The sequence below is a fragment of the Cupriavidus sp. 05L411 genome (genome assembly GCF_056398045.1).
This window is the reverse complement of sequence record NZ_JBFTOQ010000023.1, coordinates 32,515-56,005: the sequence shown is the minus strand read 5'-3', so window position 1 is coordinate 56,005 and position 23,491 is coordinate 32,515. Positions and strand designations below refer to the sequence as shown.

Genomic DNA, 23,491 nt, shown 5'->3' with positions numbered 1-23,491 from the left:
GACTTCAATCCAGCAGGTCGGGCTGTTCCTTGACGATGCGGGCGTACAGCGGCTGGAACTGGAACCAGCCCGCCTGCGCGGTGCCGACGATCGAGTACGCCTGGCGTGCCGCGGCGTCGGAGATCACCTTCAGCGGCGCATTGGTGCGCGCGGCGGCGGCCTCGGCCAGCAACTGCACCTGGCATGAGCGCTCCATGGTGATGAACCACCAGGCAGCTTCGTCTACCGTCTTGCCCACCGTCAGCAGGCCATGGTTCTGCAGGATCGCGGCCTTGTTGCTGCCCAGCGCGTTGGCGATGCGCTGGCCTTCGTCCAACTCCACCACCACGCCGCCGAAATCGTCATAGAGAGCATGGTCGTTGTAGAAGGCGCACACGTCCTGCGTCAGCGGGTCGAGCGTGCGGCCCAGCGTGGACCAGGCGCGGCCATAGGTGCTATGCGAATGCGCGGCGGCGACCGCGTCTTCACGGGTCTGGTGCACGCGCGAATGGATGGCGAAGGCCGCGGCGTTGACCGGGTAATCGCCCTCCACCACGTCGCCATGGTGATCGCAGCGGATCAGGTTGGACACCTTGACCTGGCTGAAATGCACGCCGAACGGGTTGACCCAGAACGTATCCGGGAACTCGGGATCGCGCGCGGTGATGTGGCCGGCCACGCCTTCGTCGAAGCCGAACTTGGAAAACAAACGGAAGGCCGCGGCCAGCCGCTGCTTGCGGTGCAGGCGCTCCTCTGCCGGCGTATCGAACTTCGGCGGGCGCGGCAGTACGCGGTACTTGGCCTTGACCGCTTCGGACAGGCCGGCGGCCATTTCGTCCTGGTCGGCCTGGGGCTTGGTGCTTTCTGCAGGGGCGTTCATGGAGAATCTCCTTGTTTTTTACCGCTGCCGCGCGCAGGCATCGAAGCGGCGCGCGGCAACTACGGACTTAAACCAGCTTGACCAGTTGCTTGCCGAAATTCTTGCCCTTGAGTAGGCCCATGAACGCTTCCGGCGCGCTCGCCAGGCCTTGCGCAATGCTCTCGCGGAACTTGAGCTTGCCTTGCGCCACCGCGGTGCCCAGCTCTTGCAACGCTTGCGGCCACACGTCCATGTGCTCGGACACGATAAAGCCTTCCACGGTCAGGCGCGACACCAGGATCAGCTGCGGGTTTTTCAGCGGCATCGGCTGGCCATCGTAGCCGGCGATCATGCCGCAGATGGCGATGCGGCCAAAGGCGTTCATGCGGGCCAGCACGGTGTCGAGGATCTCGCCGCCGACGTTCTCGAAGTAGCCATCCACGCCATCCGGGGTGGCTTCCTTGAACATCGTGTACAGCTCCTTGCTGTCCTTGGCCGCCTTGTAGTCAACACAGGCATCGAAGCCGAGTTCATTGACCACGTAGTCGCACTTGTCCTTGCCGCCGGCAAAGCCGACCACGCGGCAGCCCTGGAGCTTGGCCAGCTGGCCCACCACGCTGCCGACCGCGCCGGAGGCCGCGCTCACCACGATGGTCTTGCCGGCCTTCGGCTGGATGATCTTGTTCAGGCCATACCAGGCCGTGACGCCGGGCATGCCGACCGAGCCGAGGTAGGCCGACAGCGGAATATGGGTGGTATCGACCTTCTGGATGCCGAGGCCGTTGGTGACGCCCATTTCCTGCCAGCCGAACATGCCGACCACCTTGTCGCCGACTGCGTACTTGGGGTTCTTCGTCGCCACGATCTCGCCAACCGTGCCGCCGATCATCACGTCGCCCAGCGGCTGCGGGGTAGCGTACGACTTGCCGTCGTTCATGCGGCCGCGCATATACGGATCGAGCGACAGGAAATGATTGCGGACCAGCACCTCGCCTTCGCCGATCTCGGGCACGGGCACCTCTTCCAGGCGGAAGTTGTCAGGGGTCACGGCGCCAGTGGGACGCGATGCCAGGACGATGCGCTTGTAGGTGTTCGACATGATGGCTTCCTTACAGTGAAATGGACAAGGACACTCGCCCTTTGTCGTTCGTTGTGGGTCGTTGCCAGCTAGCGGGTCAGCTTGCCGGCTTGTTTGGTTATTTCATCAATGACAGCGCCAGTGCCCGATACGCGCGATGCGTGACGGGGTCGTTGGCGCCGTTGGCCGCGATGGGATGCGAGGCGTAGCGCACGATGGTGAGTTCCGCCTTGGGATCGACGTAAATACGCTGGCCGTGGATGCCGCGCGCCTCGAACACGCCGTGGTCGTCGTTCGAGACCCACCACATCGAACGGTAGCTCCAGCCGGGCAAGGTGGCATAGCCAGCCTTGGCAAACTTGGCGGGATCGCCGCCGCGGCGGATGTCCGCCACCACTTCGGCCGGGATGACCTGCTGGCCGTTGAAGCGGCCGCCGTTGCGCATGGTCTCGCCAAAGCGGGCCAGGTCGCGCAGCGTGGTGTTCAGGCCACCGCCACCGGACTCGCTGCCGATGCTGTCCACCATGAAGTAGGCATCGTTCTCCGCGCCCATTTTTTGCCAGACGCGCTCGGAAAGCAGCTTGGCCAGCGACTGCCCGGACACGCGCTTGACGATCCAGGCCAGGACTTCGGCATTGACGGTCTTGTAGGCGAAGGCCTGGTCATGCTCGCCTTCCTTCTTCAAGGTGGCCAGGAATTCGTAGAACGTCTTGGGTCCGGCATAGCCGGGCTCGCGCGGCATCATGCCGCCGGCACGGCTGTAGTCCCAGATCTCGGCCTTGGGGTCAGCGTAGTTTTCGGAGTACTTGACGCCCACCGTCATGTCCATGACTTCGCGCACGGTCGCATCGCCGTAGGCGGTGCCCGCCATCTCCGGCAGGTAGCGCGTAACGGGCGCGGCGGGATCTAGCTTGCCGTCCGCCACCAGGATGGCGGCCAGCGTGCCGACGAAGGACTTGGTGACCGACATGGCGATGTGCGGCGTATGGTCGTCCAGCGCGCCGAAGTACTTCTCATAGACGACCCGGCCCTTGTGCATCACCAGGATGCCGTCGGTATAGGTCAGGCCGAGCATGTCGCTGAACGTGCGGCGGGTGCCGTCGGCATCGGTGAACGGCACGCCACCGATATCGCGCTCGGCACGCGGCAGTGCCGAAACCGGGCCGCGCCCGTGCCAGACCGAGGCTGTCGGGACCAGTTCGCGGATATGCGAAAAGCTCCAGCGCGTGCGCGGGAAACCGTTGCTGGCAGGGGTGAAGCTGATGACCTTGGCGGCTGCGGGAGGAAAGCCCTGCATCCAGCCCGCCGCAACGGGATCGGTGGCGGCCGCGTCCGGGAACACCGGCGCGGCAGGTGCCGCAACCGGCGCGCCGGCCGAAGGAACAGGTGCATTCTGGGCTTGGCCCGGCTGATACATGGCAAGGGCTCCTGCGCCGAAGGCGGCGAGCACGGTCAGTTTCAATCGCCGCGTGGCGGCAATCCGTTCAAACAGCATCTTGTCTCCATTTTTTTTGTTTTACAGCTGCTGCGCGCCGCCGGCTCTGGTGACCCTGCCGGTCTTGTGGCTAATATCCCTTCCCTGTCCCGCGGCCTCAGCCGTCCGCGCCGGTATCCGAAGCGCCGCTTGCCGCCCGCTGCGGCGGCAAGCGCTTGACGAACTTGAACGTGCCCGACCCGCGCGACACGGTCTTGCCATCGGCGTCGACGATCTCCGCCTCGCAAAAAGCCATGGTGCTGGTACGGTGCACGCACTGGCCGCGCGCGATGAGCTTGCCGCGGCCAGGTGCCATGAAACTGGTCTTCATCTCGATAGTGACCACCCCGCGGCCATCGGGATCGGCTGCGCGACCGGCGATGGCCATGGCCACGTCGAGCAGCGTCATCAGCACGCCGCCATGAGCCATGTCCCAGCTGTTCTGGTGACGCGTTTCCAGCGCCAGTTCGATCTCGCTGCCCTCCTTGTCCATGCGGGTGCATTGCACGCCGAGATCGGCAAGGAAGGGAATCTTGAGGGGAAATCCGTTGGTTTTGGTCATAGTTGCTAGTGTGGCGAAGACGGTACGGCTGGCCGGCTGGCGAGGCGGAAAGCCCCGCCCTGCATGAGCCAACCGCATTGGAGCATGGACTTTATACCGCGCTCACGCCGCCATCCACCGCCAGCACCTGGCCGGTGATGTGCTTGCCGGCGGCGCTGGCGAACAGCAGCGCAGCGCCCTTCAGGTCTTCGTCGTCACCCAGCCGGTGCAGCGGCACCGACGCGCACATGGCATCCACCCCAAGGCGGTCCAGCGAGCCCTGCGTCATCTTGGAGGGGAAGAAGCCCGGCGCCAGCGCGTTCACCGTGATGTTGTGCTCGCCCCACTCGGCCGCCAGCGTGCGGGTGAAGTTCACCACCGCGCCCTTGGAGGTGTTGTAGGCAATGGTTTCCATCGATCCCGGCGGGTTGCCCGCCAGGCCGGCGATGGAGGCCACGTTGATGATGCGGCCATAGCGGCGCGGAATCATCGACAGCTTGCCGATGCGCTGCGACAGCAGGAACACGCCGCGGATATTCAGGTTCATCACCTTGTCCCACGCTTCCACCGGGTGATCTTCGGCAGGCGCGCCCCAGGTGGCGCCGGCATTGTTGACCAGGATGTCGATATGGCCCAGCTTGGCCAGGGCCTCGTCGGCCAGGCGCACGATATCCGCATCGCGCGCGCCGTCGGCGGCGATCCACTCGGCATCGATGCCAAGCGCCTTGAGGTGGGCTTGCGCCGCTTGCAGCTCATCGGCCTTGCGCGCCGACAGCACGATGCGCGCGCCCTGCTCGCCAAGCGCTTCGGCGATCTGCAGGCCAAGCCCGCGTGAGCCGCCTGTGATCAGCGCCGTCCGGCCCTTCAGGTCGAACAATTGCTGGATGGTGTTCATGGTGTCTCCCGATTTGGTTTGGCGCGCGCGCAGATCGGTACGCGCGCTCGTTCGTCTTGCCTGGATACCGCTCAGAACCAGGCGTCCTGCATGTCCAGCGTGGTGCGGTCCAGCGAGGCCAGCAGGTCTAGCTGCGGGCCCACCTTGGGCAACTCCCAGCGGAAGAAGTACGCCGCCGCAGCCAGCTTGCCGCGATAGAAGTCCTGGTCTTCCTGGCTCTTGGCTCCCGCCAGCGCGGCCTGCGCCACCAGTGCCTGCTCCAGCCACGTCCACGACAGCACGACATGGCCGAAGGCTTCCAGGTAGACCGGGGCGTTGGCCAGCGTCACCGTGGCGTCGCCCGCCGCCCACAACGCCTGCGTGACTTGCGCCACGCGCTTGACGGCGGCGCCCAGCGCCTTGGCGTGGCTGCCCAGCGCTGCATCGCCGCTGGCCAGGGCGCGGCCGATGGTGGCCTGGATCTCTTCGCCCAGCACTTTGAAGGCCGCGCCGTCCTTCATCACCACCTTGCGGCCCAGCAGGTCCAGGCCCTGGATGCCGTGCGTGCCTTCATGGATCGGGTTGAGGCGGTTGTCGCGGTAGAACTGCTCGACGTTGTACTCGCGGGTGTAGCCGTAGCCGCCATGCACCTGGATGGCCAGGTTGTTGGCTTCCAGGCACCACTGCGACGGCCAGCTCTTGGCGATAGGCGTGAGGATATCGAGCAGCAGTGCCAGGCGTTCATGCTCGGCACCCTCCGCAGCACGCTCCTGGTCCACCAGTTGCGCGCAATACAGGTTGAGCGCCAGCCCGCCTTCCACATAGCTCTTCTGCGCCAGCAGCATGCGCCGGATGTCCGCATGCTCCACTAGCCGCACCTGCGGGCTGGCCGGATCCTTGCCGCCGGGGCCGATCGGGCGGCCTTGCGGGCGGTTGCGCGCGTAATCGACCGAATGCAGGTAGCCGGTATAGCCCAGCATGACCGCGCCCAGGCCCACGCCGATACGGGCCTCGTTCATCATATGGAACATGCAGGCCAGGCCCTTGTGGGCCTCGCCCACCAGGTAACCAATGGCCCCCGCCTTGCCGCCCGGTTTGTACTTCATGCCTTCGCCGAAGTTCAGCAGGCAGTTGGTGGTGCCGCGATAGCCCATCTTGTGGTTCAGGCCGGCCAGCACCACGTCGTTGTGCTCGCCCAGGCTGCCGTCGGCGTTGACCAGGTATTTCGGCACGATAAACAGCGAGATGCCCTTCACGCCCGGGATCAGCTTGCCGTCCGGGCCGGGGATCTTGGCCAGCACGAGGTGAACGATATTGTCGGAGAGCTCATGCTCGCCGGCAGAAATCCACATCTTGTTGCCGCGCAGGCGGTATTGCTGGCCGAGCGGCGATTCGCCCTCGTAGTCGGCGCGCGTGGTGATGTCCGACAGGGACGAGCCGGCCTGCGGCTCGGACAGGCACATGGTGCCGAAAAAGCGGCCTTCCATCTCCGGCTTGACGAAGGTCTCCACCTGCGCCGGCGTGCCGTGCGTGAGCAGCAGGTTGGCGTTGCCGATGGTCAAGAAGGGATAGGAACTGGTGCCGACGTTGGCGCCCTTGAAGTAGGCAAAGCCGGCCTTCTCCACCACCACGGGCAGTTGCATGCCCCCGATGTCGTAGTCCTGCCCGGCGGCCATCAGGCCGGCCTCGCAGAAGGCCTTTAGCGCGGTCTTGACCTCGGGGATGATGCTGACAGTCTCACCGTCGAAATGCGGCTCTTGCTGGTCGTTCTTCTTGTTATGTGGCGCGAACAGGTCGGCGGCGATCTTCTCGCAGGTATCGAGCGCGGCGTCGAAGGTCTCGCGGGAATGGTCGGCGTAGCGCGGAATACGGGTCAGCCCTTCGACCTTGAGCCATTCGTACAGCACGAAGTTCAGGTCACGGCGGGAAAGGATCAGCGACATGGCAGGAAACGGCTCCCAGACTGAAAGGGAAAATCAAAGATGCGCGACCCGGCGGCGGCGGCATCAACTGCAAGCCTCGCGGCAAGGATCATCGCTGTCTCCACAACGGCGCGCTCTCATGGCGCACCGCAAATTCTGTATCTCTAAACGGCGCGGGGAAAGAAAAAGGCGCTCGCGCGCCCGTCTCTTACCTGCCGTGCCTAGCTGCCTTCGCCCAGGCGGGCGATCAGCGTGCCGCCGATCGCCGGGCGCAGGTAGTTGATCTTGTACTCGGAGGTCACCACCGCCGCGGCCAGCGCGGCGCCGACCCGCACCGGGAAGGGCTGGCCGGCCAGCACCGGGTCGGCTGAATCGCGCACGGTACCGTGCCGCCTCAGAAGACTTCGAACAGGCCGGCAGCACCCTGGCCGCCGCCGATGCACATGGTCACCACCACGTACTTCGCGCCACGGCGCTTGCCTTCGATCAGCGCATGGCCGACCAGGCGGGCGCCCGACACACCATAGGGATGGCCCACAGCGATGGCGCCGCCATTGACGTTCAGGCGGTCCATGGGGATGCCCAGGGTGTCGGCGCAGTACAGCACCTGCACGGCAAAGGCTTCGTTCAGCTCCCACAGGCCGATGTCGGCAACCGTCAGGCCGGCCTTCTTCAGCAGCTTGGGCACCGCGAACACCGGACCGATGCCCATTTCGTCAGGCTCGCAGCCGGCCACGGCAAAGCCGCGGAACGCGCCCAGCGGCTGCAGGCCGCGGGTCTCGGCCACCTTCGAATCCATGACCACGACCGCCGAAGCACCGTCGGAGAACTGCGATGCATTGCCTGCCGAGACCACGCCGCCGGGCATGGCGGTGCGGATCTTCGACACGGCTTCCAGCGTGGTATCGCCGCGGATGCCTTCGTCGGCCGAGACCGTGACTTCCTTGGTCATCAGCTGGCCGGTCGCCTTGTCGGCCACGCCGGCAAGCACCGTGATCGGCACGATTTCATCGTTGAACTTGCCGGCTTCCAGAGCCGCGAAGGCGCGCTGCTGGCTGCGCACGCCGTATTCGTCCTGGCGCTCGCGCGAGATGTTGTAGCGCTTGGCCACGTTCTCGGCGGTTTGCAGCATGTTCCAGTAGATTTCCGGCTTGTTCTTGGTCAGCCAGTTTTCCTGGATCATGTGGCGGTTCATTTCCTGCTGCACGCAGGAGATGCTCTCCACGCCACCGGCCACGAAGATGTCGCCTTCATCGGCGATCACGCGTTGCGCGGCCATGGCGATGGTYTGCAGGCCGGACGAGCAGAAACGGTTSACGGTGGCGCCGGGCACGGTRACCGGGCAGCCYGCGCGCAGCGCGATCTGGCGCGCGATATTGGCGCCGGTGGCGCCTTCCGGGTTGGCACAGCCCATGAGCACGTCTTCCACTTCGCCGGCGTCGATCTTGGCGCGCGCAATGGCGTGCTGGACCGCATGGCCGCCCAGGGTCGCGCCGTGGGTCATGTTGAAAGCACCCTTCCAGCTTTTGGCCAGGCCGGTACGTGCGGTGGAAACGATGACTGCCTCTTTCATGTCTTGCTCCTCGGTATCTCTGGTATCTGGTGACCTGCGGCGTGCATTCACGTCCGGCAGTGTCATGCAATATGTCGTTGGCTGGGTTCAGCCGTGTCAGCTCGGGTTGGCTTGGCGATTCTTCGGTTTCAGGACAGCAGCGCGGCCGATTGCACGCGTCGCACGCCCGCGGCTTCCAGGTCTTGCCACGCACGCGCCAGCGACCCGTCGAGGTCGATGGCACGGCAGGCATCCTCGACCACGACGGCCTCGAACCCTGCCGCGCGGGCATCCAGCGCGCTCCAGGCAACGCAGTAATCGGTTGCCAGTCCCACGCAAAACACCCGGCGCACGCCACGCTCGCGCAGATAGCCCGCGAGCCCCGTCGGGGTGGCGCGGTCGGCCTCCATGAAGGCCGAGTAGCTATCCACCTCGCGGTGATGGCCCTTGCGGATCACCATCTGCGCATGCTGCATTTCCAGCCCGGCATGCAACGCCGCGCCGTGGGTGCCCTGCACGCAATGCGTGGGCCACAGGACTTGCTGGCCATAGGGCAACGCCACGGTCTGGAACGGCTGCGTGCCGGCATGGTTGGCGGCAAACGAAACGTGATCGGCGGGATGCCAGTCCTGGGTCAGCACCACTCGCGCAAACGCCGTCGCGAGGCGGTTGATCACGGGCACGACTTCATCGCCATGCGCCACGGCAAGCGCGCCGCCCGGCATGAAGTCGTTCTGCACGTCGATGACCAGCAGGCAATCTTCGGGGCCGTCTTGCTTGGCCATGCCGCTACTCCTCGCTTGGTGACCGGTTTGCGATCAGTGATGAGAACCCCGCGCGGCCTGACTGCGCCGCGCGAAATCGCCTTGGCTGTGCTTAGCCGTTGAAGCCCTTGCCTTCGCCAGCCAGCTTGACCAGCAGCGGGGCTGCCTGCCAGGCTTCGCCGTGGTAGCCCTTGGCATAACGCGCCATCGACTGCGCCACATTGAACAGGCCAACCTGGTCTGCGTACAGCATCGGGCCACCGCGGAACAGCGGGAAACCGTAGCCGGTCAGGTAGACCATGTCGATATCCGAGGCCTTGGAGGCAATGCCTTCCTCCAGGATCTTGGCGCCTTCGTTGACCAGCGCGAACACCAGGCGCTCGACGATTTCCTCATCGGAGATCTTGCGGCGGGTAATGCCCAGGTCCTTGGAATGCTGCACGATCATGTCGTTGACCTGCTGGTTCGGGTACGGCTTGCGGTCGCCCGCCTTGTAGTCGTACCAGCCCGCGCCGGTCTTCTGACCATAGCGGCCCAGTTCGCACAGCAGGTCGGCGGTCTTGGAGTACTGGATTTCCGGCTTGTCGATCGCGCGGCGCTTGCGGATCGCCCAGCCGATGTCGTTACCGGCCAGGTCGCCCATGCGGAACGGGCCCATGGCAAAGCCGAACTTCTCGATGGCCTTGTCCACCTGCTCCGGCAGCGCGCCTTCGTCCAGCAGGTAGCCGGCCTGGCGGCTGTACTGCTCGATCATGCGGTTGCCGATAAAGCCGTCGCACACGCCCGATACCACCGCGGTCTTCTTGATCTTCTTGGCGACCTGCATGACGGTTGCCAGCACGTCCTTGCCAGTCTTTTCGCCGCGCACCACTTCCAGCAGCTTCATCACGTTGGCCGGGCTGAAGAAGTGCATGCCGACCACGTCTTGCGGACGTTTGGTGAAGGAGGCAATCTTGTTGACGTCCAGCGTGGAGGTGTTCGAAGCCAGGATCGCGCCCTGCTTCATCACTTCATCCAGTTTCTTGAAGACGATTTCCTTGACGCCCATTTCCTCGAACACAGCCTCGATGACCATATCCGCGTCCTTGATCTCGTCATAGGACAGCGTGGTGGTCAGCAGGCCCATGCGCTGCTCGACCTTCTCTTGCGTGAGCTTGCCCTTCTTGGCGCTGTTTTCGTAGTTCTTGCGGATCGTGGCCACGCCGCGGTCCAGCGCTTCCTGCTTGGTTTCCAGCATGATCACCGGCACGCCGGCGTTCAGGAAGTTCATGGTGATGCCGCCGCCCATGGTGCCGGCGCCGATCACGGCGACCTTCTCGATCTTGCGGGTTGCGGTGCCTTCCGGCACGTCAGGAATCTTGCTGGCGGCGCGTTCGCCAAAGAAGGCGTGGCGCAGCGCGCGCGATTCCGGCGTGGTGATCAGGTACATGAAGCCTTCGCGCTCGGCCTTCAGGCCAGCTTCGAACGGCTTGAGCGAGGCGGCCACGGCATCCACGCACTTCAGCGGCGCCGGGAAGTTCTTGGCGACGGCTGCCACGGTATTGCGCGAGAAAGCGATAAAGCCTTCCGCGTTCTCGTGCTTGACCTTCAGGTCGCGCACCTTGGGATACGGGCCGGGGTTGGCCGCCGCCGTCTTGGCAAAAGCCACGGCCGCGGGCAGCACGTCACCGTCGACGATCTCGTCGAACAGCTTGGTGCCGGCGAATTTCTCGCTGGGGATGGCGTTGCCCGACACGATCATGTTCAGGGCGGCTTCCAGGCCGATCACGCGCGGCAGGCGCTGCGTGCCGCCGGCGCCGGGCAGCAGGCCCAGCTTCACTTCCGGCAGGGCGATCTGCGCGCCCTTCGAAGCCACACGGTAGTTACAACCCAGCGCCAGTTCCAGGCCACCGCCCATGGCGACGGAATGGATCGCCGCCACGACGGGCTTGCTCGARCCTTCCACGACCTTGATCACCGAGTGCAGCGTCGGCTCCTGGGTGGCCTTGGGCGTATTGAATTCGCGGATGTCGGCGCCGCCCGAGAAGGCTTTGCCGGCGCCGGTAATGACGATGGCCTTGACGGCCGCATCGTCCAGCGCACGGGTCATGCCTTCGACGATGCCAAGCCGGGTGCTGAGACCCAGGCCATTGACGGGGGGATTGTCGAGCGTGATGACGGCGACGCCGTCCTGAACCTGATACTGCGCTGTCATGCTGGTTCCTTTGGTAACTAGAACTAGAAGTTGTCTCGGGATTCGAATTCTCGAATTATGTTTTTCCGCGGGGCCCCAAACCACCGCCCGGCCACCAGGGAAGCACTGTGCTAGCCCCCCTCGGCCGATGCCCACCCTATCGCGAGCGGATCAAGCATACACAAAATAGCACGGTCGTTCAATTTCATTTTGGGGCTTCGCTGGCACTCCCATGCGCCTCATTCATGGCGGATCTCGCCGGCGTGCATTCAGGCTGCTAAAAGGTTGCCAAAGGCCATCAAAAAGCTAGGGTAAGCCCGGAGTCTCATGCCCCATGCGGCACATTCGTCCGCCCCTGAGGATTACCTCTAGTCACAGTAGGCGACTTTCCTGACATAAACCGCCGCGACCCTCGGATTTACCCGCATAACCCGGTAAACTCGCGCCCTTTGCCCGCTCGGGCGCCCCATAAGGCGTCGCCCGTGCCGAAGCCGCGGCCCCGCCCGCCGAAGTTCCAGTGACCCTGATGTCTTCTCATCCTCATCCTCACCAGCACCCCGTCGTCGAGCACGACGACCTGCAGCGCAAACTCAAGGCCCGCCACCTGACCATGATCGCCATCGGTGGCGCGGTCGGCACCGGGCTGTTCGTCGCCTCCGGCGCGTCGATCTCCCAGGCGGGGCCCGGTGGCGCACTGCTGATGTACTGCCTGATCGGCCTGATGGTGTACTGCCTGATGACCAGCCTGGGCGAGCTCGCCGTGCATATGCCGGTAGCCGGCTCTTTCGTCACCTACAGCGCGCTGTACGTAGAAGAAGGCTTTGGCTTCGCGCTCGGCTGGAGTTACTGGTTCAGCCTCGCGGTCACGATTGCCGTGGAGCTGGCGGCGGCGCAGCTAGTGATGCAGTACTGGTTTCCGCACGTCTCCGGCGTGGTGTGGAGCGCAGGATTCCTGCTGCTGATGTTTGGCCTCAATGCCTTTTCGGTACGCGGCTTCGGTGAGGCCGAGTACTGGTTCGCCCTGATCAAGGTGGCCACGATCCTGATCTTCCTGGCTGCCGGCCTGATGATGATCTTCGGCATCATGCAGGGCGGCCCTCAGTCCGGCTGGCACAATTTCACGCTGGGCGATGCGCCCTTCGTTGGCGGCATCCCCGCCATGTTCGGCGTGGCCATGATTGCCGGGTTCTCCTTCCAGGGCACGGAAACGGTCGGTGTGGCCGCCGGCGAAGCCGCCGACCCGGCACGCACCATCCCGCGCGCCATCCGCCAGACCTTCTGGCGCATCTTGCTGTTCTACGTGCTGGCGATCCTGATCATCGGCGTGCTGATCCCCTACACCGACCCCAGCTTGCTGCGCAACGACGTCACCGACATCGGCGTCAGCCCCTTCGCGCTGGTGTTCCGCCACGCCGGCCTGGCCTTCGCCGCCGGCCTGATGAATGCCGTGGTGCTGACCGCCCTGCTCTCCGCCGGCACCTCCAGCATGTACGCCTCCACCCGGATCCTTTACGGGCTGGCGGTCAGCGGGCGGGCGCCGCGCGCGCTGGCGCGGCTCTCCGCCAGCGGCGTGCCCTACGTCGCGCTGTTCGCCACCACCGCCGTCGGCGCCCTGTGCTTTCTCAGCTCGCTGTTTGGCGACAAGGCGGTCTACCTGTGGCTGCTGAACACGTCCGGCATGACTGGCTTTATCGCCTGGCTTGGTATCGCCATCAGCCACTACCGCTTTCGCCGGGGGCTGGTGCACCAGGGCTACAAGCCGTCCGACCTGGCTTACCGCTCGCCGCTCTACCCGTTTGGCCCCATCTTTGCCATCGTGCTGTGCGTGGTGATCGTGCTTGGCCAGAACTACCAGGCCTTCTCCGACGTGCGCGGGCGCTGGCTGGAGATTGTCGGCACCTACATCGGCGTGCCGCTGTTCCTGGTTCTCTGGCTTGGCTATCGGCTGGTCAAGAAGACGCGGCTGATCGACTACGAAGATATGCCGTTCAACTGCAAGCGGGCAGCCGAGGCAGGGCCGGCTGTCGCTTCACTGCCAAGGCACGCGTCCACCGACAGCAATGCCGCATAACGCGCCAGATCCACATTGCCACCGCTGATGATGATGCCAACACGCTTGCCCTGCAGCGGTAGCCCCGCATAGCGCGCGGCCGCAAGGCCAAGGCAGCCGGTCGGCTCGGCCACCAGCTTCATGGCCTGCGCGAACATGCGCATGCATTCAAGCAGCGCATGGTCCGGCACGGCGAGGATGTCGGTCACGCCGCGGCGGATCAGCCCGAACGTCAGCGCACCAAGATGCTGGGCGCGCGCGCCGTCGGCAATCGTGTCGGGTGGCTCGATATGCACGATGGCGCCACGGCGAAGCGACTGCTGCCCATGATTGCCGGCCTGCGGCTCGACGCCGTACAGCAGGCAACCGGGCGAGAGCTGTTCTTTCACCAGGGCGGCGCCCCCAAGCAGCCCCCCGCCCCCCTGGCAAACGAACAGGGCATCGAGCGGGCCGGTTTCCTCCAGCAATTCGCGCGTGACCGTGCCTTGCCCGGCAATGACATCGGCATGGTCGTAGGGCGGGATCAGGGTCATCCCACGTTCTTCCGCCAGGCGCCGCGTGATCGCTTCGCGGTCGTCCACCTGGCGATCGTACAAGACCACCTGCGCGCCGCAGGCACGGGTCGCCTCCACCTTGGACGCCGCCGCGTCACGAGGCATCACCACCACCACCGGAATGCCAAGCACCTGCCCGGCAAGCGCAATGCCTTGCGCGTGGTTGCCGCCGGAGAACGCGACCGCACCGCGGCGGCGCTGCCCGGCATCGAAGCGCGCCAGCGCATTGAAGGCGCCGCGAAACTTGAAGGCGCCGGTACGTTGCAGGTTCTCGCACTTGAAGAACAGCTCGGCGCCGACCCAGGCATCCATCGCCGGCGAGCGCAGCACCGGTGTGCGCCACGCGTGCCCGGCCAGCCGGCTCGCGGCGGCCACCACATCGTCATAGGTCGGCAGGGCTACGTGCATCGGCCGACTCACTCCGCCGCCTCGTCGGTGGGACGCTTCCACGCGGCCAGCACCTCGGGCGATGGCGTCAGCGCGAGGTTGATGCCACGCGTGCCGATCGGCTGCTGGAACCAGCGCTTCTGCAATGTCACCACCTCGGGGCCGGCGAAGACCGAGGTCAACGTCTGGTCGACGAGCTGCTTCCATTCCGGATCGGATTTCGGCAGCATCAGCGCGTTGCGCTCCGTGGAAAGCGCCGGCCCGACGACCGTGTATTGCGACGGGGCCTTTGAATTGGCGCGCAGGCCGTACAGCACCACATCATCCAGCACGAAGGCCTGGGCACGGCCGGTCTCCAGCAGCAGGAAGGACTCGTTATGGTCCTTCGCGTACACGTCGTTGTAGGCGTACTGCGTCTTGAGCCGGCGCACGTGGCGATCGCCGGTGGAGCCCGCGCTGGTGACCACGACCTTGCCGCGCAGGTCGTTGAGGGATTGAATGCCGGAATCCTCGCGAACCAGCATGCGGACCACCGACACATAGTGCGATACGCTGAATGCGACCTGCTTCTGGCGCTCGACCGTATTGGTGTTGGGCGCGCAGTCCACGGTCACCAGACCGTTCATCACCGCCGGCACGCGGCTCTGCGCCGTCAGCGGCAGCCAGCGCACCTTCAGGTCCTTCAGGCCGAGCTTCTGGCGCGCGGCCTCGGCCACACGCAGGCACAAATCCACGGCGTAGCCCGAAGGCTGGCCCTTGATGTCGGAGAAAGAAAACGGCAGCGCTCCCTCGCGATAGCCCATCGTGATCGTGCCGGATTCCCGGATCTGCTCCAGGATCGGGCTCTGGGCGCGCGCGGACTGGAGGCTGGCCAAAGCAGCGAGGGCGGTCAGCGCCACGAATGCGCGCGCTGTGAATGAGACAGGAAAGGACATGGCAGGTACTCGGGCAAAGTGCGTAGCGTATTGCGCACTCCGCCCCAGCGAAACAATATCTTTCTCATAAGAGCATGCCCGGCATTCTCATAAGCAAATTGCTTTTCCGTGCGATCAAGCCATGCGCGCCGGGGAAGGTATCGCTGGTGCGACCGGCTCGCCGTGAACGGCGGCCATATCGACGCAGAGCGGGTCGAACTCTTCCTCGGTCCCCAGCTCCCCCTCCCATTTGGCAACGACGGCAGTGGCAATGCTATTGCCCAGGACATTGGTCGCCGTGCGCCCCATATCCAGGAACTGATCGATTCCCATCACCAGCAACAGCCCGGCCTCCGGCAAGCCGAACATCGGCAAGATAGCGGCTACCACCACCAGCGAGCCGCGTGGGACCGCGGCCATGCCCTTGCTGCTGACCATCAGGATCAGCAGCATGGTGATCTGGTGCCCGAGCGACATATGGATATCGAAAGCCTGCGCGATAAAGACCGCCGCGAACGCCTGATACACCATGGAACCGTCGAGGTTGAAGGAGTATCCCAGCGGCAGGACAAAGCCGACCAGGCGCTTCTTCACCCCGAAGCGCTGCAGCCGCTCGATCATCTTCGGGTAAGCCGCCTCGCTGCTGGCGGTGGAAAAGGCAATCATCATGGGTTCGCGGATACCCCTTGCCAGATCGAACATGCGCCCCTTGAGAACCACATATCCCGCGATGAAGAGCACGGCCCACAGGGCCAGCAAAGCGAGATAGAACGCGGCAATGAACTTGCCATAGGTCACCAGTACGTCAAGGCCCTGCACGGTGATGGCCGCGGCAAGCGCCGCAAAGATGCCGACCGGCGCGAACAACATCACCGTATTCGTGATGCGCAGCATCACGTGCATCAGTTCGTCGACGGACCGCTTCAGGAATTGGCCCGAGCCACCGGTCGTCTTGCCCAGCGCAATGCCGAAGAAAAGCGAAAAGATCAGGATCTGCATGATCTCGTTGGTCGCCATGGCCTCGAAGATGCTCTTCGGGAAAATATGCGTGACGAACTCTCTCAAGTTGAGTGCGCTGGTCTTGAGATTCGTGCTTGCGCCGGCGTCCGGCAGAACCATGTTCAGGCTGACACCGGGTTGCGCCAGGTTCACGAACAGCAGTCCGATGCTCAGCGACACGAGTGACGCGAGGATGAACCATGTCAAGGCCTTGGCGCCGATGCGGCCAATCGCCTTGGTGTCGTCCATGCTCGCGATGCCCGAGACCAGGGTCGCAAATACGAGCGGGGCGATGATCATCTTGATCATGCGCAGGAAGATCTCGGTGATGATCGAGAAGTTCCCGGCAATCGTCTTGGCCGCTGCCGCGTCGGCCGCCATGCGGTGACAGGCATAGCCGACGATGACACCCAGGACCATGCTGAGCATGATCCAGCGGGTAAGTTTGTTAGTGGTTTTCAAAGCTTCGCCTCCTGGCCAGTTTCCAATATCGACGCACAGTGCATCCCGCCCATGTCGATAAGACAGATTATCCAACACTAGATAAAACGTCAACACGATGAAAACCCGAAGTGTTTCGGCAAGCTGAGTGCACAGCGCCGGCGACAGGCGCACGCAGGCGCATGCCTTCGGGCAACGGCAGCAAAGCGGAAACAATGGAGGGAATGGCCAGAGCGAGGCCAGGCATGCGATAGCGATACCGAGTGGGGATCCCGGTGAAGGCAAACGCCATCGCGCGCGCAGCCTGATGGACAGGCTCACACGAATGGCGATCGGTAGGAATGGTCGAATCTGTTCCTGGCTGTGATGCCGCCGACCCCGGCAATCACGCCGCCGGGGCCAACGTCACCTGCGCCACGCGGCATGGCCGGGAGGTGCCATGCGCACCGAGCGGCCCGCGCGCGGATCGGGCGCGGATCGGGCCAATCAGCCAGCAAGCAACGCCGCGAACCGGTCGATATCGATGTTCCCGCCGCTGATGAGGACACCCACGCGCTTGCCTTGCAGTTCGGCCTTCATGGCACGCACGGCGGCAAAGCCGAGGCAGCCGGTGGGCTCCACCACCAGCTTCATGCGCGACGCGAAAAAGCGCATACAGTCGACCAGCTCGTCGTCGGTCGCGGTAACGATGTCATCGACATCGCGGCGAATGATCTCGAACGTGTAGTTGCCAAGGTGCTGCGTCTGCGCGCCGTCGGCGATGGTCTTGGGCGTTTCGATATGCACGATCGAGCCAGTGCGGAACGACTGCTGGCCGTCGTTGCCAGCGGCAGGCTCCACGCCGTAGATCTTGCATCGGGGAGACAGCGCGCGCGCGGACAACGCGGACCCGGAAAGCAGCCCGCCGCCGCCAAGGCAGACGAACAGGGCATCCAGCTCGCCGGTTTCCTCGAACAACTCCTTGGCCGCGGTACCCTGCCCGGCGATGACATCCGGGTGGTCATACGGCGGGATCAGCGTCAGGCCCTGTTCCTCGGCCAGCTTGCGGCCGATTGCCTCGCGGTCCTCGGTATAGCGGTCATAGATCACCACCTTGCCGCCGTAGCCCTTGGTCGCGGCAACCTTCGCGGCCGGCGCGTCATGCGGCATGATGATCGTCGCCGGCATGCCGAGCAGGGAGGCCGAGAGCGCGATGGCCTGCGCGTGGTTACCCGAGGAAAAGGCCACCACCCCCGCCCGCCTCTGGCCTTCGTCGAACTTCGACAACGCGTTGAAGGCGCCGCGGAATTTGAAGGCGCCCATGCGCTGCAGGTTCTCGCACTTGAAGAACAGCTCCGCGCCCACTTCCTTGTCCGCGGTGCGCGAGCGCATGACGGGGGTGTGGTGCGCGTAGCCCTCAATCCGCGCAGCGGCGGCTGACACATCATCAAAGGTCGGTAGATTCAGCATGGTCGTAATTCTCGTTTGAGTAAAAAGGCTACCAGGGCCAGTGGATGCTAGTGCCAGCTTGCGCGGTGGCGGCTCGCCGCTGGAGCAGGCGAGCCACGGTCAGGTCCTGCAAGGCCAGGCCTGTCATATCAAAGACGGTGATGTCGGTATCGTGGCGCTCAACTTGCACCTTGCCGCCCAGCACGTCGCCGATTTCCGTGCAAGGCGTATCCGGCGCCCACTGCATTTCGCCGATCTGGCGGGCCTGGGCCCGATCGTCGACGAACAACCGCGCGCGCGCCAGCAGGCCGTCGGGCAACTCGCGCTTGCCACGCGTGTCCGCGCCCACGCAGTTCAGGTGCGTGCCTGGTTGCACGGCTTGCAGGTCGAACAGCGCACCGCCGCCAGGCGTAGCGGTGATGACTACGTCGCTGCCCGCCACTGCCGCATTGCGCTCAGGGGCATGGGAGATCTCACAGCGCTCGGCAAAGGCGCGCTCGAACGCCGCGTCGGGCTGGCCCGTTACCGTAACGTATTGAACCTGCTTGAGCGAGGGCAGCAGCGCAAGGGCAAACGTCAACTGAATCCGCGCCTGCACGCCGGTGCCGAACAGGCACAGGCGCTCGCTGTCCTGGCGTGCCAGCCACTGAAGCCCAAGGCCGCCGGCGGCACCGGTGCGCATCGTGGTGACGGCGTTGCCATCGATCATGCACACTGGCCGCCCGGTTGCCGGATCGATCAGCATGATCGTGGCCTGATGCGGCTCGCCGCCCACCTCGCGGTTGGCCGGCCAGAATCCGGCCGCCTTGAAACCCAGCAGGCCTTGCGACTGGACATCGCCAGACTTGATGCCGAACACGCCACCGGTCGCCAGCGGCTCCCGAACCAGCGGAAAGACACGGCCTTCTCCCTGGCTATGCAGGGCAAAGGCTTCGCTCACCGCCTCCATGGCATCTGCCGGCTGCAGCAGTGACTCGACCTGGTTCTTGTCGAGCAGGAGCAAGCGCGCTTCACTTGGCATAGCTATACACCGTAGCCCGCGACACGCCGAGATGCAGCGCCACGATTTCCATGGCGCGGCGCACCTCCATGAACCCCGCCTCCTTGAGCTCGCGCAGCAATGCACGCCTGTCTTCGGCCTTGAGGGATCGCGGCGTGGTGGCCAGCCGCGCGGCAAACTGGTCGATGCGGGCCCGGATGGCATCTGCGCCTGCCGGGTCGAGCGACTCCTTCATCGCCGCGCCGGCGTCCACGCTGCCAAACTGGCCGAGCACGTTCTGCAAGCTGCGGAACAGCGTCAGGTCGACGTTCATGCACAAGGCTGCCACATAGCCCCCGGCCGAATCCTTGATGCCGATCGACGTGCTCTTGGCCTGCCGCCCGTCGGCGAACTGATTCGCATAATTGGCGATCACCTGCGGATACTCGGGATCGGCGATCCGGGCAAGGCCCAGCTCGGTTGCGGGGTCTCCCACCTGGCGGCCCGACAAGTTGTTATGGATGGCGAGAATGGCGTGCTTGGGGTCCAGCAGATCGTGAACAACCACCTCGCAAAAGGGCGCGAAGGTCTCGCTCAAACCTTGGGCCACCTGCTTGAGTTGCTCAAGCAGCGCTTGCTGCTCGGGCGTGCGTTCTGGTGTGCGTTTTTTCATATAGACAGGTTATCCAAATGTAGACAATTCGTCAATATCAGGTTTGATCACAACACTGACTGGCAAAAATTCGATTCATCATTTAAAAACTGGCAAAAATCATAGTGGACTAAGAAAAAACCTCACCACCACCCTCTGGCCACCATCCAAAAAGTTGCCCATAAGTAACTTCTAACAAAAAAGAAGGTTCTCCATGCAATAATGCGAAAAAACATGGCCCGGTGAGAAAAATATGAGTGCAGTAGGGTATGAGTTTCTTCGTCGAACAGGTGAGTTGACTGCCTTTGCCCTAGCCCAGCCAGCGCGAATACAACCAGTCACGAAGGTGATGCCAGGCAACGGACTGCTCGCCATTCCGGCACAGGTGGCACCACAATCAACGGAGCCACTGGATCACGTTCTGTTCGCCTTGAAGCACGAAGGGGTCAATCTCCAAATCCTGGCTCAAGCGCTCCCAACAATCCCCGCGGCGCAAATGCTTGCAGCGCTGCAACAAACACCTAATGGCCAGTACATCCGGATCGCGGCGTTTCTCTGGGAACACTTCAGTGGCCAGCGGCTTGAGGGTCGGCCGGAGATCACGGTCGGCTATGTGAGCGTATTCGATCCAGCTCGCTATATCACGGGCCCCTCACGGCGCGATGCTCGGTGGCGGGTAGATTTCAACGGACTAGGCTCCCTGGCTTACTGCGCCACGGTCGAGCGCACACCGGCGATCGAGGCGGGGATCGCCTCCGACATCCTGGGGCGTGCCAACGCGTTCCTGAAGAGCCTCGGACCTGCCATGCTTGACCGTGCGCTAGCCTGGGCCTATCTGCATGAAACAGAGGATTCCTATGCGATTGAGCACGAGGCCCCGAGCGAAGACAAGGCTCGTGCCTTTGTCCAACTCCTTCGCCAAGCCCATGAAGGCCAACGCCTTACTGAGGACTACCTGGCAGAATTGCAGTCGTCGACTGTGCTCAACCCGCTCGATCAAGCCGTGCAGTTCCGGGGCGAGCAGAACTGGCTCCGAGGGCCAGGGCGCGGCGCTAGTGGCGTAACGTACGTGCCGCCATGGCCGGAATTGGTCGAGCCACTCATGGACGCGTGGATGGCGTTCGCCAACGACGCACCGAGCCAGACCGACCCCATCGTTGCCGCGAGCATCGCGTCGTTCGGCTTTGTCTTCATTCACCCGTTCATGGATGGTAATGGACGGCTGTCGCGATTCCTCTTTCACAAAGCCCTGTGCACGTCCGGGAAACTGGCGAAGGGACTGCTCCTGCCTGTGTCAGTCGCCATGAAGCGAAATGAGGCGGACTATCTTGTTGCGCTCCAGTCGTACTCACGCCAGGCCCGTGAGCGGGTGAGGGTTACCTGGATCGGCGAAGGCGAATACCAGTTCGAGTTCAAGACGGACGATTCGATCTTTCGCTACTGGGATGCCACGCATTGCGTCGAATTCGGTTTCCGGATGGCGGCGCAGGCACTGGACGTGGAGTTGCGCCAGGAAACGGTCTTCCTTGGGCGCTATGATCAGGTGATGCGGCGGGTGAACGAGCGAATCGACGTCCGCGGCAATGATCTGGCAACGCTGGTGGTCATCTGCCTCGACAACGATGGCGTCATCTCCAAGAAGYGGCGCAAGCGTTTTTCCGATCGCGTTCCGCAAGCCTCGTTCGACGTGATTGAAGCGGCTGTCCGAGAGGTACTGGATGACGCTGGCGACGAGGACACCAACGGCGAATGAAGGCACTGCATCGAGACAGGCACCGGGCGCGGCGTCCGCAATGCAGGCGCCGCGTCATGTGCTTGCCTCAGGCCGGCTCGAAGCGCTCCCCCTTGAATACCCGCACCGGCGTGCCACGCTCCACCTGATGGTGCAGCAAGCGCCGCTGGGCGCGTTGGGCGAGCATGCTCTGGTCCGCCTGCTGCGCCAGCTTGTGCGCAATCAGCAACGTGGCAATGCGCTTGTTGGCATGCTGGCTGCGCTCGGACTGCACCCTGACGCTGATGCCGGTCGCCACATGGATGGCGCGCACAGCCGACTCGGTACGGTTCACGTGCTGCCCGCCTGGCCCGGAGGCCCGGCAGGTCTCAAAGCGGATCTCGCCCGCCAGGGCTGGCGACGGCGCAGCGCAACGCGCCACGCCGATAAACCAGTTCTTGCGCGCATGCCGGGGCCGGTAAGGGCTCTGGCAAGTCCATTGCACCGTGCCCTCCCACTGGCGCGCCAAGTCCGGCGCCGGCTCGCCATCCAGGCTCACCAGCACCGAGCGCAGGGTGCCCGCGCGCTCGCCACCCTCCTCGTCGAGGATCTCGATCTGCACGCCGCAAAGCGTCGCCTCGTGCAGCAGGCGCCGGAGCGCCCGGCTGACTGCCAGGCAGCATTCGGATGGCCCTTGTGCCGCGGAAAGCTGTAGCAGGATCATCGGCAGCACTCCCCGCTGGTCTTGTATGTGAGCACGGGGCGCAGGCGCGCCAGCGGCCTTGCCAGGCCCGCGTCGCAAAGCGCCGCCACCACGCTGTCGATCGGCTTGTAGGCTTGCGGCGCCTCCTCGTAGATCAGTTGCCGGTCGCGGCAGATCACGCGGCTGTCAAAGCGCGTCCGGCTCAGTTGCTCGACGGTAAAGCGCCCCGACAAGCGGCTCTTGCACTCGCCGCGCATCCATTTGCGGCCCGCGCCATGCGCCAGCGACAACAAGCTGCGCGCATCGGCTACCGGCTCGACCAGGTAGCTGTAATCTCCCCGCGAGCCCGGGATCACCACCGGGCCGGCATCGGCCGGCGTGGCGCCCTTGCGGTGCAGCCAGCCGGCAATGCCGTCGATCGTGGCCGCCGCCAGGAAGTTGTGGTCGACATCGAGCACCCGCTCGCCGCCACCATGCAGCCGGTCCAGCATGCGGCGCGCGACCAGCTCGCGGTTGCCCTGGGCGAAACGCAGCGCCTGCGCGTGCCGGGCCAGATAGTCGGCGCCATCCTGGCTGCCGCCGCTCAAGCCACTGTGGCCGAAGCGCTCGATATGGTCTTGCAGGATTGCCTGGCCGAGCCCGCGCGAGCCACTGTGCACCAGCAGCACCAGCCGGCGGCGTTCCAGCCCGAGCGCCGCCACCGCGGCTTGGTCGAGAATCTCGTCGATCTGCTGCACTTCGGCAAAGTGATTGCCCCCGCCGATCGTGCCCAGCGCGTGCTCGTGGCCCACGCCCTGGAGCGACTGGCTGGCCACGACCTGCGCCACGGCCTCGTCCCATGAAGCGTCGAGCGGCCCATCGATATTGCCGAGCCGCTTCTCCAGCTGGTCCGCGCCGATCCTGGTCGCGTCCAGCTCCGTGCGCCACAGCGCCATGCCGCAGCCGATGTCATTGCCGACCAGCGCAGGATAAAACCGGCCGCTGGAGAAAAAGGCCGCGCCCACCGGATATCCCCGGCCAGGATGCAAGTCCGGCATGCCGGCGACTCGCTCCATGCCGGCGAGACTGGCGGTGTGATGAAGTTGTTGGATCGCGTTGCCTTCGATCCACGTGTGGTCCGACGCGATCAGCGATACGCGCTCGGACAGATGCTTGATGCCATTGCCCATATACCATCCAGATAAGAGAAAGAATCTGATGTGGCAGGCCGGAGCCGGGCAATGCAACTCACCGCGCAACGCGATGCCAAGTTGGCAATGCGCTTGCGGGGCGGAACGATTAAACCTGGCGCGGCCTGCAAAGATGCGTCGACGTTTTCATGGTGTGCTCTCCTTTGCAGTGCGGTTGATGAATGAAGGGAAACGATCGTAATGCGCAATGGCGTGCTCTGGCAATGTTGACGATCAGATCAGCGCGTGCGGCTGTTGTCAGACCGAGACACTTATCTGTCACGCGAG

Annotated in this window: 20 protein-coding genes; 2 read left to right on the top strand and 18 right to left on the bottom strand. The window is 64.4% G+C overall.

Annotated features, from left to right (window positions below; genetic code table 11):
- Nucleotides 1–4 precede the first annotated feature (4 nt).
- The 10 genes from AC1DQR_RS24540 to AC1DQR_RS24495 form a co-directional block, all read right to left on the bottom strand.
- Nucleotides 5–859 carry a class II aldolase/adducin family protein gene (locus AC1DQR_RS24540; RefSeq protein ID WP_477133959.1) on the bottom strand — a complete coding sequence of 285 codons (855 nt, stop codon included), beginning with the start codon at nucleotides 857–859 and terminating at the stop codon, nucleotides 5–7.
- Nucleotides 860–926: 67 nt separating this feature from the next.
- A complete protein-coding gene (locus tag AC1DQR_RS24535) occupies nucleotides 927–1,937 on the bottom strand; it encodes an NADP-dependent oxidoreductase (protein WP_416048664.1) in 1,011 nt (336 codons plus the stop codon).
- Between the two features lie 97 nt (nucleotides 1,938–2,034).
- Nucleotides 2,035–3,411, bottom strand: a complete 1,377-nt coding sequence (locus AC1DQR_RS24530) for a serine hydrolase domain-containing protein (protein WP_416048665.1) — start codon at nucleotides 3,409–3,411, stop codon at nucleotides 2,035–2,037.
- A 97-nt stretch (nucleotides 3,412–3,508) separates the two neighbouring features.
- The gene (locus tag AC1DQR_RS24525) at nucleotides 3,509–3,952 is read right to left on the bottom strand and encodes a PaaI family thioesterase (RefSeq protein ID WP_416048666.1); all 444 of its coding nucleotides are present in this window, start codon (nucleotides 3,950–3,952) and stop codon (nucleotides 3,509–3,511) included.
- A gap of 91 nt (nucleotides 3,953–4,043) precedes the next feature.
- Nucleotides 4,044–4,826, bottom strand: coding sequence for an SDR family oxidoreductase (locus tag AC1DQR_RS24520; protein WP_174426386.1), 783 nt, complete (start codon nucleotides 4,824–4,826; stop codon nucleotides 4,044–4,046).
- Nucleotides 4,827–4,897: 71 nt separating this feature from the next.
- Nucleotides 4,898–6,748, bottom strand: coding sequence for an acyl-CoA dehydrogenase (locus AC1DQR_RS24515; RefSeq protein ID WP_477133958.1), 1,851 nt, complete (start codon nucleotides 6,746–6,748; stop codon nucleotides 4,898–4,900).
- Nucleotides 6,749–6,948: 200 nt separating this feature from the next.
- Nucleotides 6,949–7,107, bottom strand: a complete 159-nt coding sequence (locus AC1DQR_RS24510) for a hypothetical protein (protein ID WP_416048668.1) — start codon at nucleotides 7,105–7,107, stop codon at nucleotides 6,949–6,951.
- A gap of 14 nt (nucleotides 7,108–7,121) precedes the next feature.
- Complete coding sequence (locus AC1DQR_RS24505; protein ID WP_416048669.1) at nucleotides 7,122–8,300, bottom strand: acetyl-CoA C-acyltransferase; 1,179 nt, start codon at nucleotides 8,298–8,300, stop codon at nucleotides 7,122–7,124.
- Between the two features lie 128 nt (nucleotides 8,301–8,428).
- Nucleotides 8,429–9,064, bottom strand: coding sequence for a bifunctional nicotinamidase/pyrazinamidase (gene pncA / locus AC1DQR_RS24500; RefSeq protein ID WP_416048670.1), 636 nt, complete (start codon nucleotides 9,062–9,064; stop codon nucleotides 8,429–8,431).
- Nucleotides 9,065–9,155: 91 nt separating this feature from the next.
- Entirely contained in the window at nucleotides 9,156–11,237 is a 2,082-nt protein-coding gene (locus AC1DQR_RS24495) for a 3-hydroxyacyl-CoA dehydrogenase NAD-binding domain-containing protein (protein ID WP_174426390.1), read from the bottom strand.
- Nucleotides 11,238–11,742: 505 nt separating this feature from the next.
- On the opposite strand from AC1DQR_RS24495, the gene AC1DQR_RS24490 reads away from it, so the two are divergent.
- A complete protein-coding gene (locus tag AC1DQR_RS24490) occupies nucleotides 11,743–13,287 on the top strand; it encodes an amino acid permease (protein WP_416048671.1) in 1,545 nt (514 codons plus the stop codon).
- Here the strand turns inward: AC1DQR_RS24490 and AC1DQR_RS24485 are convergent.
- The 6 genes from AC1DQR_RS24485 to AC1DQR_RS24460 form a co-directional block, all read right to left on the bottom strand.
- A complete protein-coding gene (locus tag AC1DQR_RS24485) occupies nucleotides 13,188–14,228 on the bottom strand; it encodes a threo-3-hydroxy-L-aspartate ammonia-lyase (RefSeq protein WP_416048672.1) in 1,041 nt (346 codons plus the stop codon). The genes AC1DQR_RS24490 and AC1DQR_RS24485 overlap by 100 nt on opposite strands.
- 8 nt (nucleotides 14,229–14,236) lie before the next feature.
- The gene (locus AC1DQR_RS24480; RefSeq protein WP_416048673.1) at nucleotides 14,237–15,142 is read right to left on the bottom strand and encodes an amino acid ABC transporter substrate-binding protein; all 906 of its coding nucleotides are present in this window, start codon (nucleotides 15,140–15,142) and stop codon (nucleotides 14,237–14,239) included.
- A 114-nt stretch (nucleotides 15,143–15,256) separates the two neighbouring features.
- Nucleotides 15,257–16,582, bottom strand: coding sequence for a dicarboxylate/amino acid:cation symporter (locus tag AC1DQR_RS24475; RefSeq protein WP_416050489.1), 1,326 nt, complete (start codon nucleotides 16,580–16,582; stop codon nucleotides 15,257–15,259).
- Between the two features lie 465 nt (nucleotides 16,583–17,047).
- Complete coding sequence (locus AC1DQR_RS24470) at nucleotides 17,048–18,010, bottom strand: threo-3-hydroxy-L-aspartate ammonia-lyase (protein ID WP_416048674.1); 963 nt, start codon at nucleotides 18,008–18,010, stop codon at nucleotides 17,048–17,050.
- 28 nt (nucleotides 18,011–18,038) lie between these two features.
- The gene (locus AC1DQR_RS24465) at nucleotides 18,039–19,010 is read right to left on the bottom strand and encodes an ornithine cyclodeaminase family protein (RefSeq protein ID WP_416048675.1); all 972 of its coding nucleotides are present in this window, start codon (nucleotides 19,008–19,010) and stop codon (nucleotides 18,039–18,041) included.
- Nucleotides 19,000–19,641, bottom strand: a complete 642-nt coding sequence (locus tag AC1DQR_RS24460) for a helix-turn-helix transcriptional regulator (RefSeq protein WP_253931174.1) — start codon at nucleotides 19,639–19,641, stop codon at nucleotides 19,000–19,002. Before AC1DQR_RS24460 ends, AC1DQR_RS24465 begins: the two co-directional genes overlap by 11 nt.
- Before the next feature lie 232 nt (nucleotides 19,642–19,873).
- On the opposite strand from AC1DQR_RS24460, the gene AC1DQR_RS24455 reads away from it, so the two are divergent.
- On the top strand, nucleotides 19,874–21,373 hold the full coding sequence (locus AC1DQR_RS24455) for a Fic family protein (protein WP_477133957.1): 1,500 nt from the start codon (nucleotides 19,874–19,876) through the stop codon (nucleotides 21,371–21,373).
- A 67-nt stretch (nucleotides 21,374–21,440) separates the two neighbouring features.
- Here the strand turns inward: AC1DQR_RS24455 and prfH are convergent, their stop codons facing one another.
- Together prfH and AC1DQR_RS24445 are read right to left on the bottom strand one after the other, a co-directional pair.
- Nucleotides 21,441–22,055, bottom strand: a complete 615-nt coding sequence (gene prfH, locus AC1DQR_RS24450) for a peptide chain release factor H (protein ID WP_416048677.1) — start codon at nucleotides 22,053–22,055, stop codon at nucleotides 21,441–21,443.
- On the bottom strand, nucleotides 22,052–23,203 hold the full coding sequence (locus tag AC1DQR_RS24445; RefSeq protein ID WP_416048678.1) for an RNA ligase RtcB family protein: 1,152 nt from the start codon (nucleotides 23,201–23,203) through the stop codon (nucleotides 22,052–22,054). Before AC1DQR_RS24445 ends, prfH begins: the two co-directional genes overlap by 4 nt.
- Nucleotides 23,204–23,491: the final 288 nt, after the last annotated feature.

Excerpts from the sequence above, each read along its gene's own strand:
- AC1DQR_RS24540 (WP_477133959.1), bottom strand. The coding sequence starts at position 859 with ATGAACGCCCCTGCAGAAAGCACCAAGCCCCAGGCCGACCAGGACGAA.
- AC1DQR_RS24535 (WP_416048664.1), bottom strand. The coding sequence starts at position 1,937 with ATGTCGAACACCTACAAGCGCATCGTCCTGGCATCGCGTCCCACTGGC.
- AC1DQR_RS24530 (WP_416048665.1), bottom strand. The coding sequence starts at position 3,411 with ATGCTGTTTGAACGGATTGCCGCCACGCGGCGATTGAAACTGACCGTG.
- AC1DQR_RS24525 (WP_416048666.1), bottom strand. The coding sequence starts at position 3,952 with ATGACCAAAACCAACGGATTTCCCCTCAAGATTCCCTTCCTTGCCGAT.
- AC1DQR_RS24520 (WP_174426386.1), bottom strand. The coding sequence starts at position 4,826 with ATGAACACCATCCAGCAATTGTTCGACCTGAAGGGCCGGACGGCGCTG.
- AC1DQR_RS24515 (WP_477133958.1), bottom strand. The coding sequence starts at position 6,748 with ATGTCGCTGATCCTTTCCCGCCGTGACCTGAACTTCGTGCTGTACGAA.
- pncA (WP_416048670.1), bottom strand. The coding sequence starts at position 9,064 with ATGGCCAAGCAAGACGGCCCCGAAGATTGCCTGCTGGTCATCGACGTG.
- AC1DQR_RS24490 (WP_416048671.1), top strand. The coding sequence starts at position 11,743 with ATGTCTTCTCATCCTCATCCTCACCAGCACCCCGTCGTCGAGCACGAC.
- AC1DQR_RS24485 (WP_416048672.1), bottom strand. The coding sequence starts at position 14,228 with ATGCACGTAGCCCTGCCGACCTATGACGATGTGGTGGCCGCCGCGAGC.
- AC1DQR_RS24480 (WP_416048673.1), bottom strand. The coding sequence starts at position 15,142 with ATGTCCTTTCCTGTCTCATTCACAGCGCGCGCATTCGTGGCGCTGACC.
- AC1DQR_RS24470 (WP_416048674.1), bottom strand. The coding sequence starts at position 18,010 with ATGCTGAATCTACCGACCTTTGATGATGTGTCAGCCGCCGCTGCGCGG.
- AC1DQR_RS24465 (WP_416048675.1), bottom strand. The coding sequence starts at position 19,010 with ATGCCAAGTGAAGCGCGCTTGCTCCTGCTCGACAAGAACCAGGTCGAG.
- AC1DQR_RS24460 (WP_253931174.1), bottom strand. The coding sequence starts at position 19,641 with ATGAAAAAACGCACACCAGAACGCACGCCCGAGCAGCAAGCGCTGCTT.
- prfH (WP_416048677.1), bottom strand. The coding sequence starts at position 22,055 with ATGATCCTGCTACAGCTTTCCGCGGCACAAGGGCCATCCGAATGCTGC.
- AC1DQR_RS24445 (WP_416048678.1), bottom strand. The coding sequence starts at position 23,203 with ATGGGCAATGGCATCAAGCATCTGTCCGAGCGCGTATCGCTGATCGCG.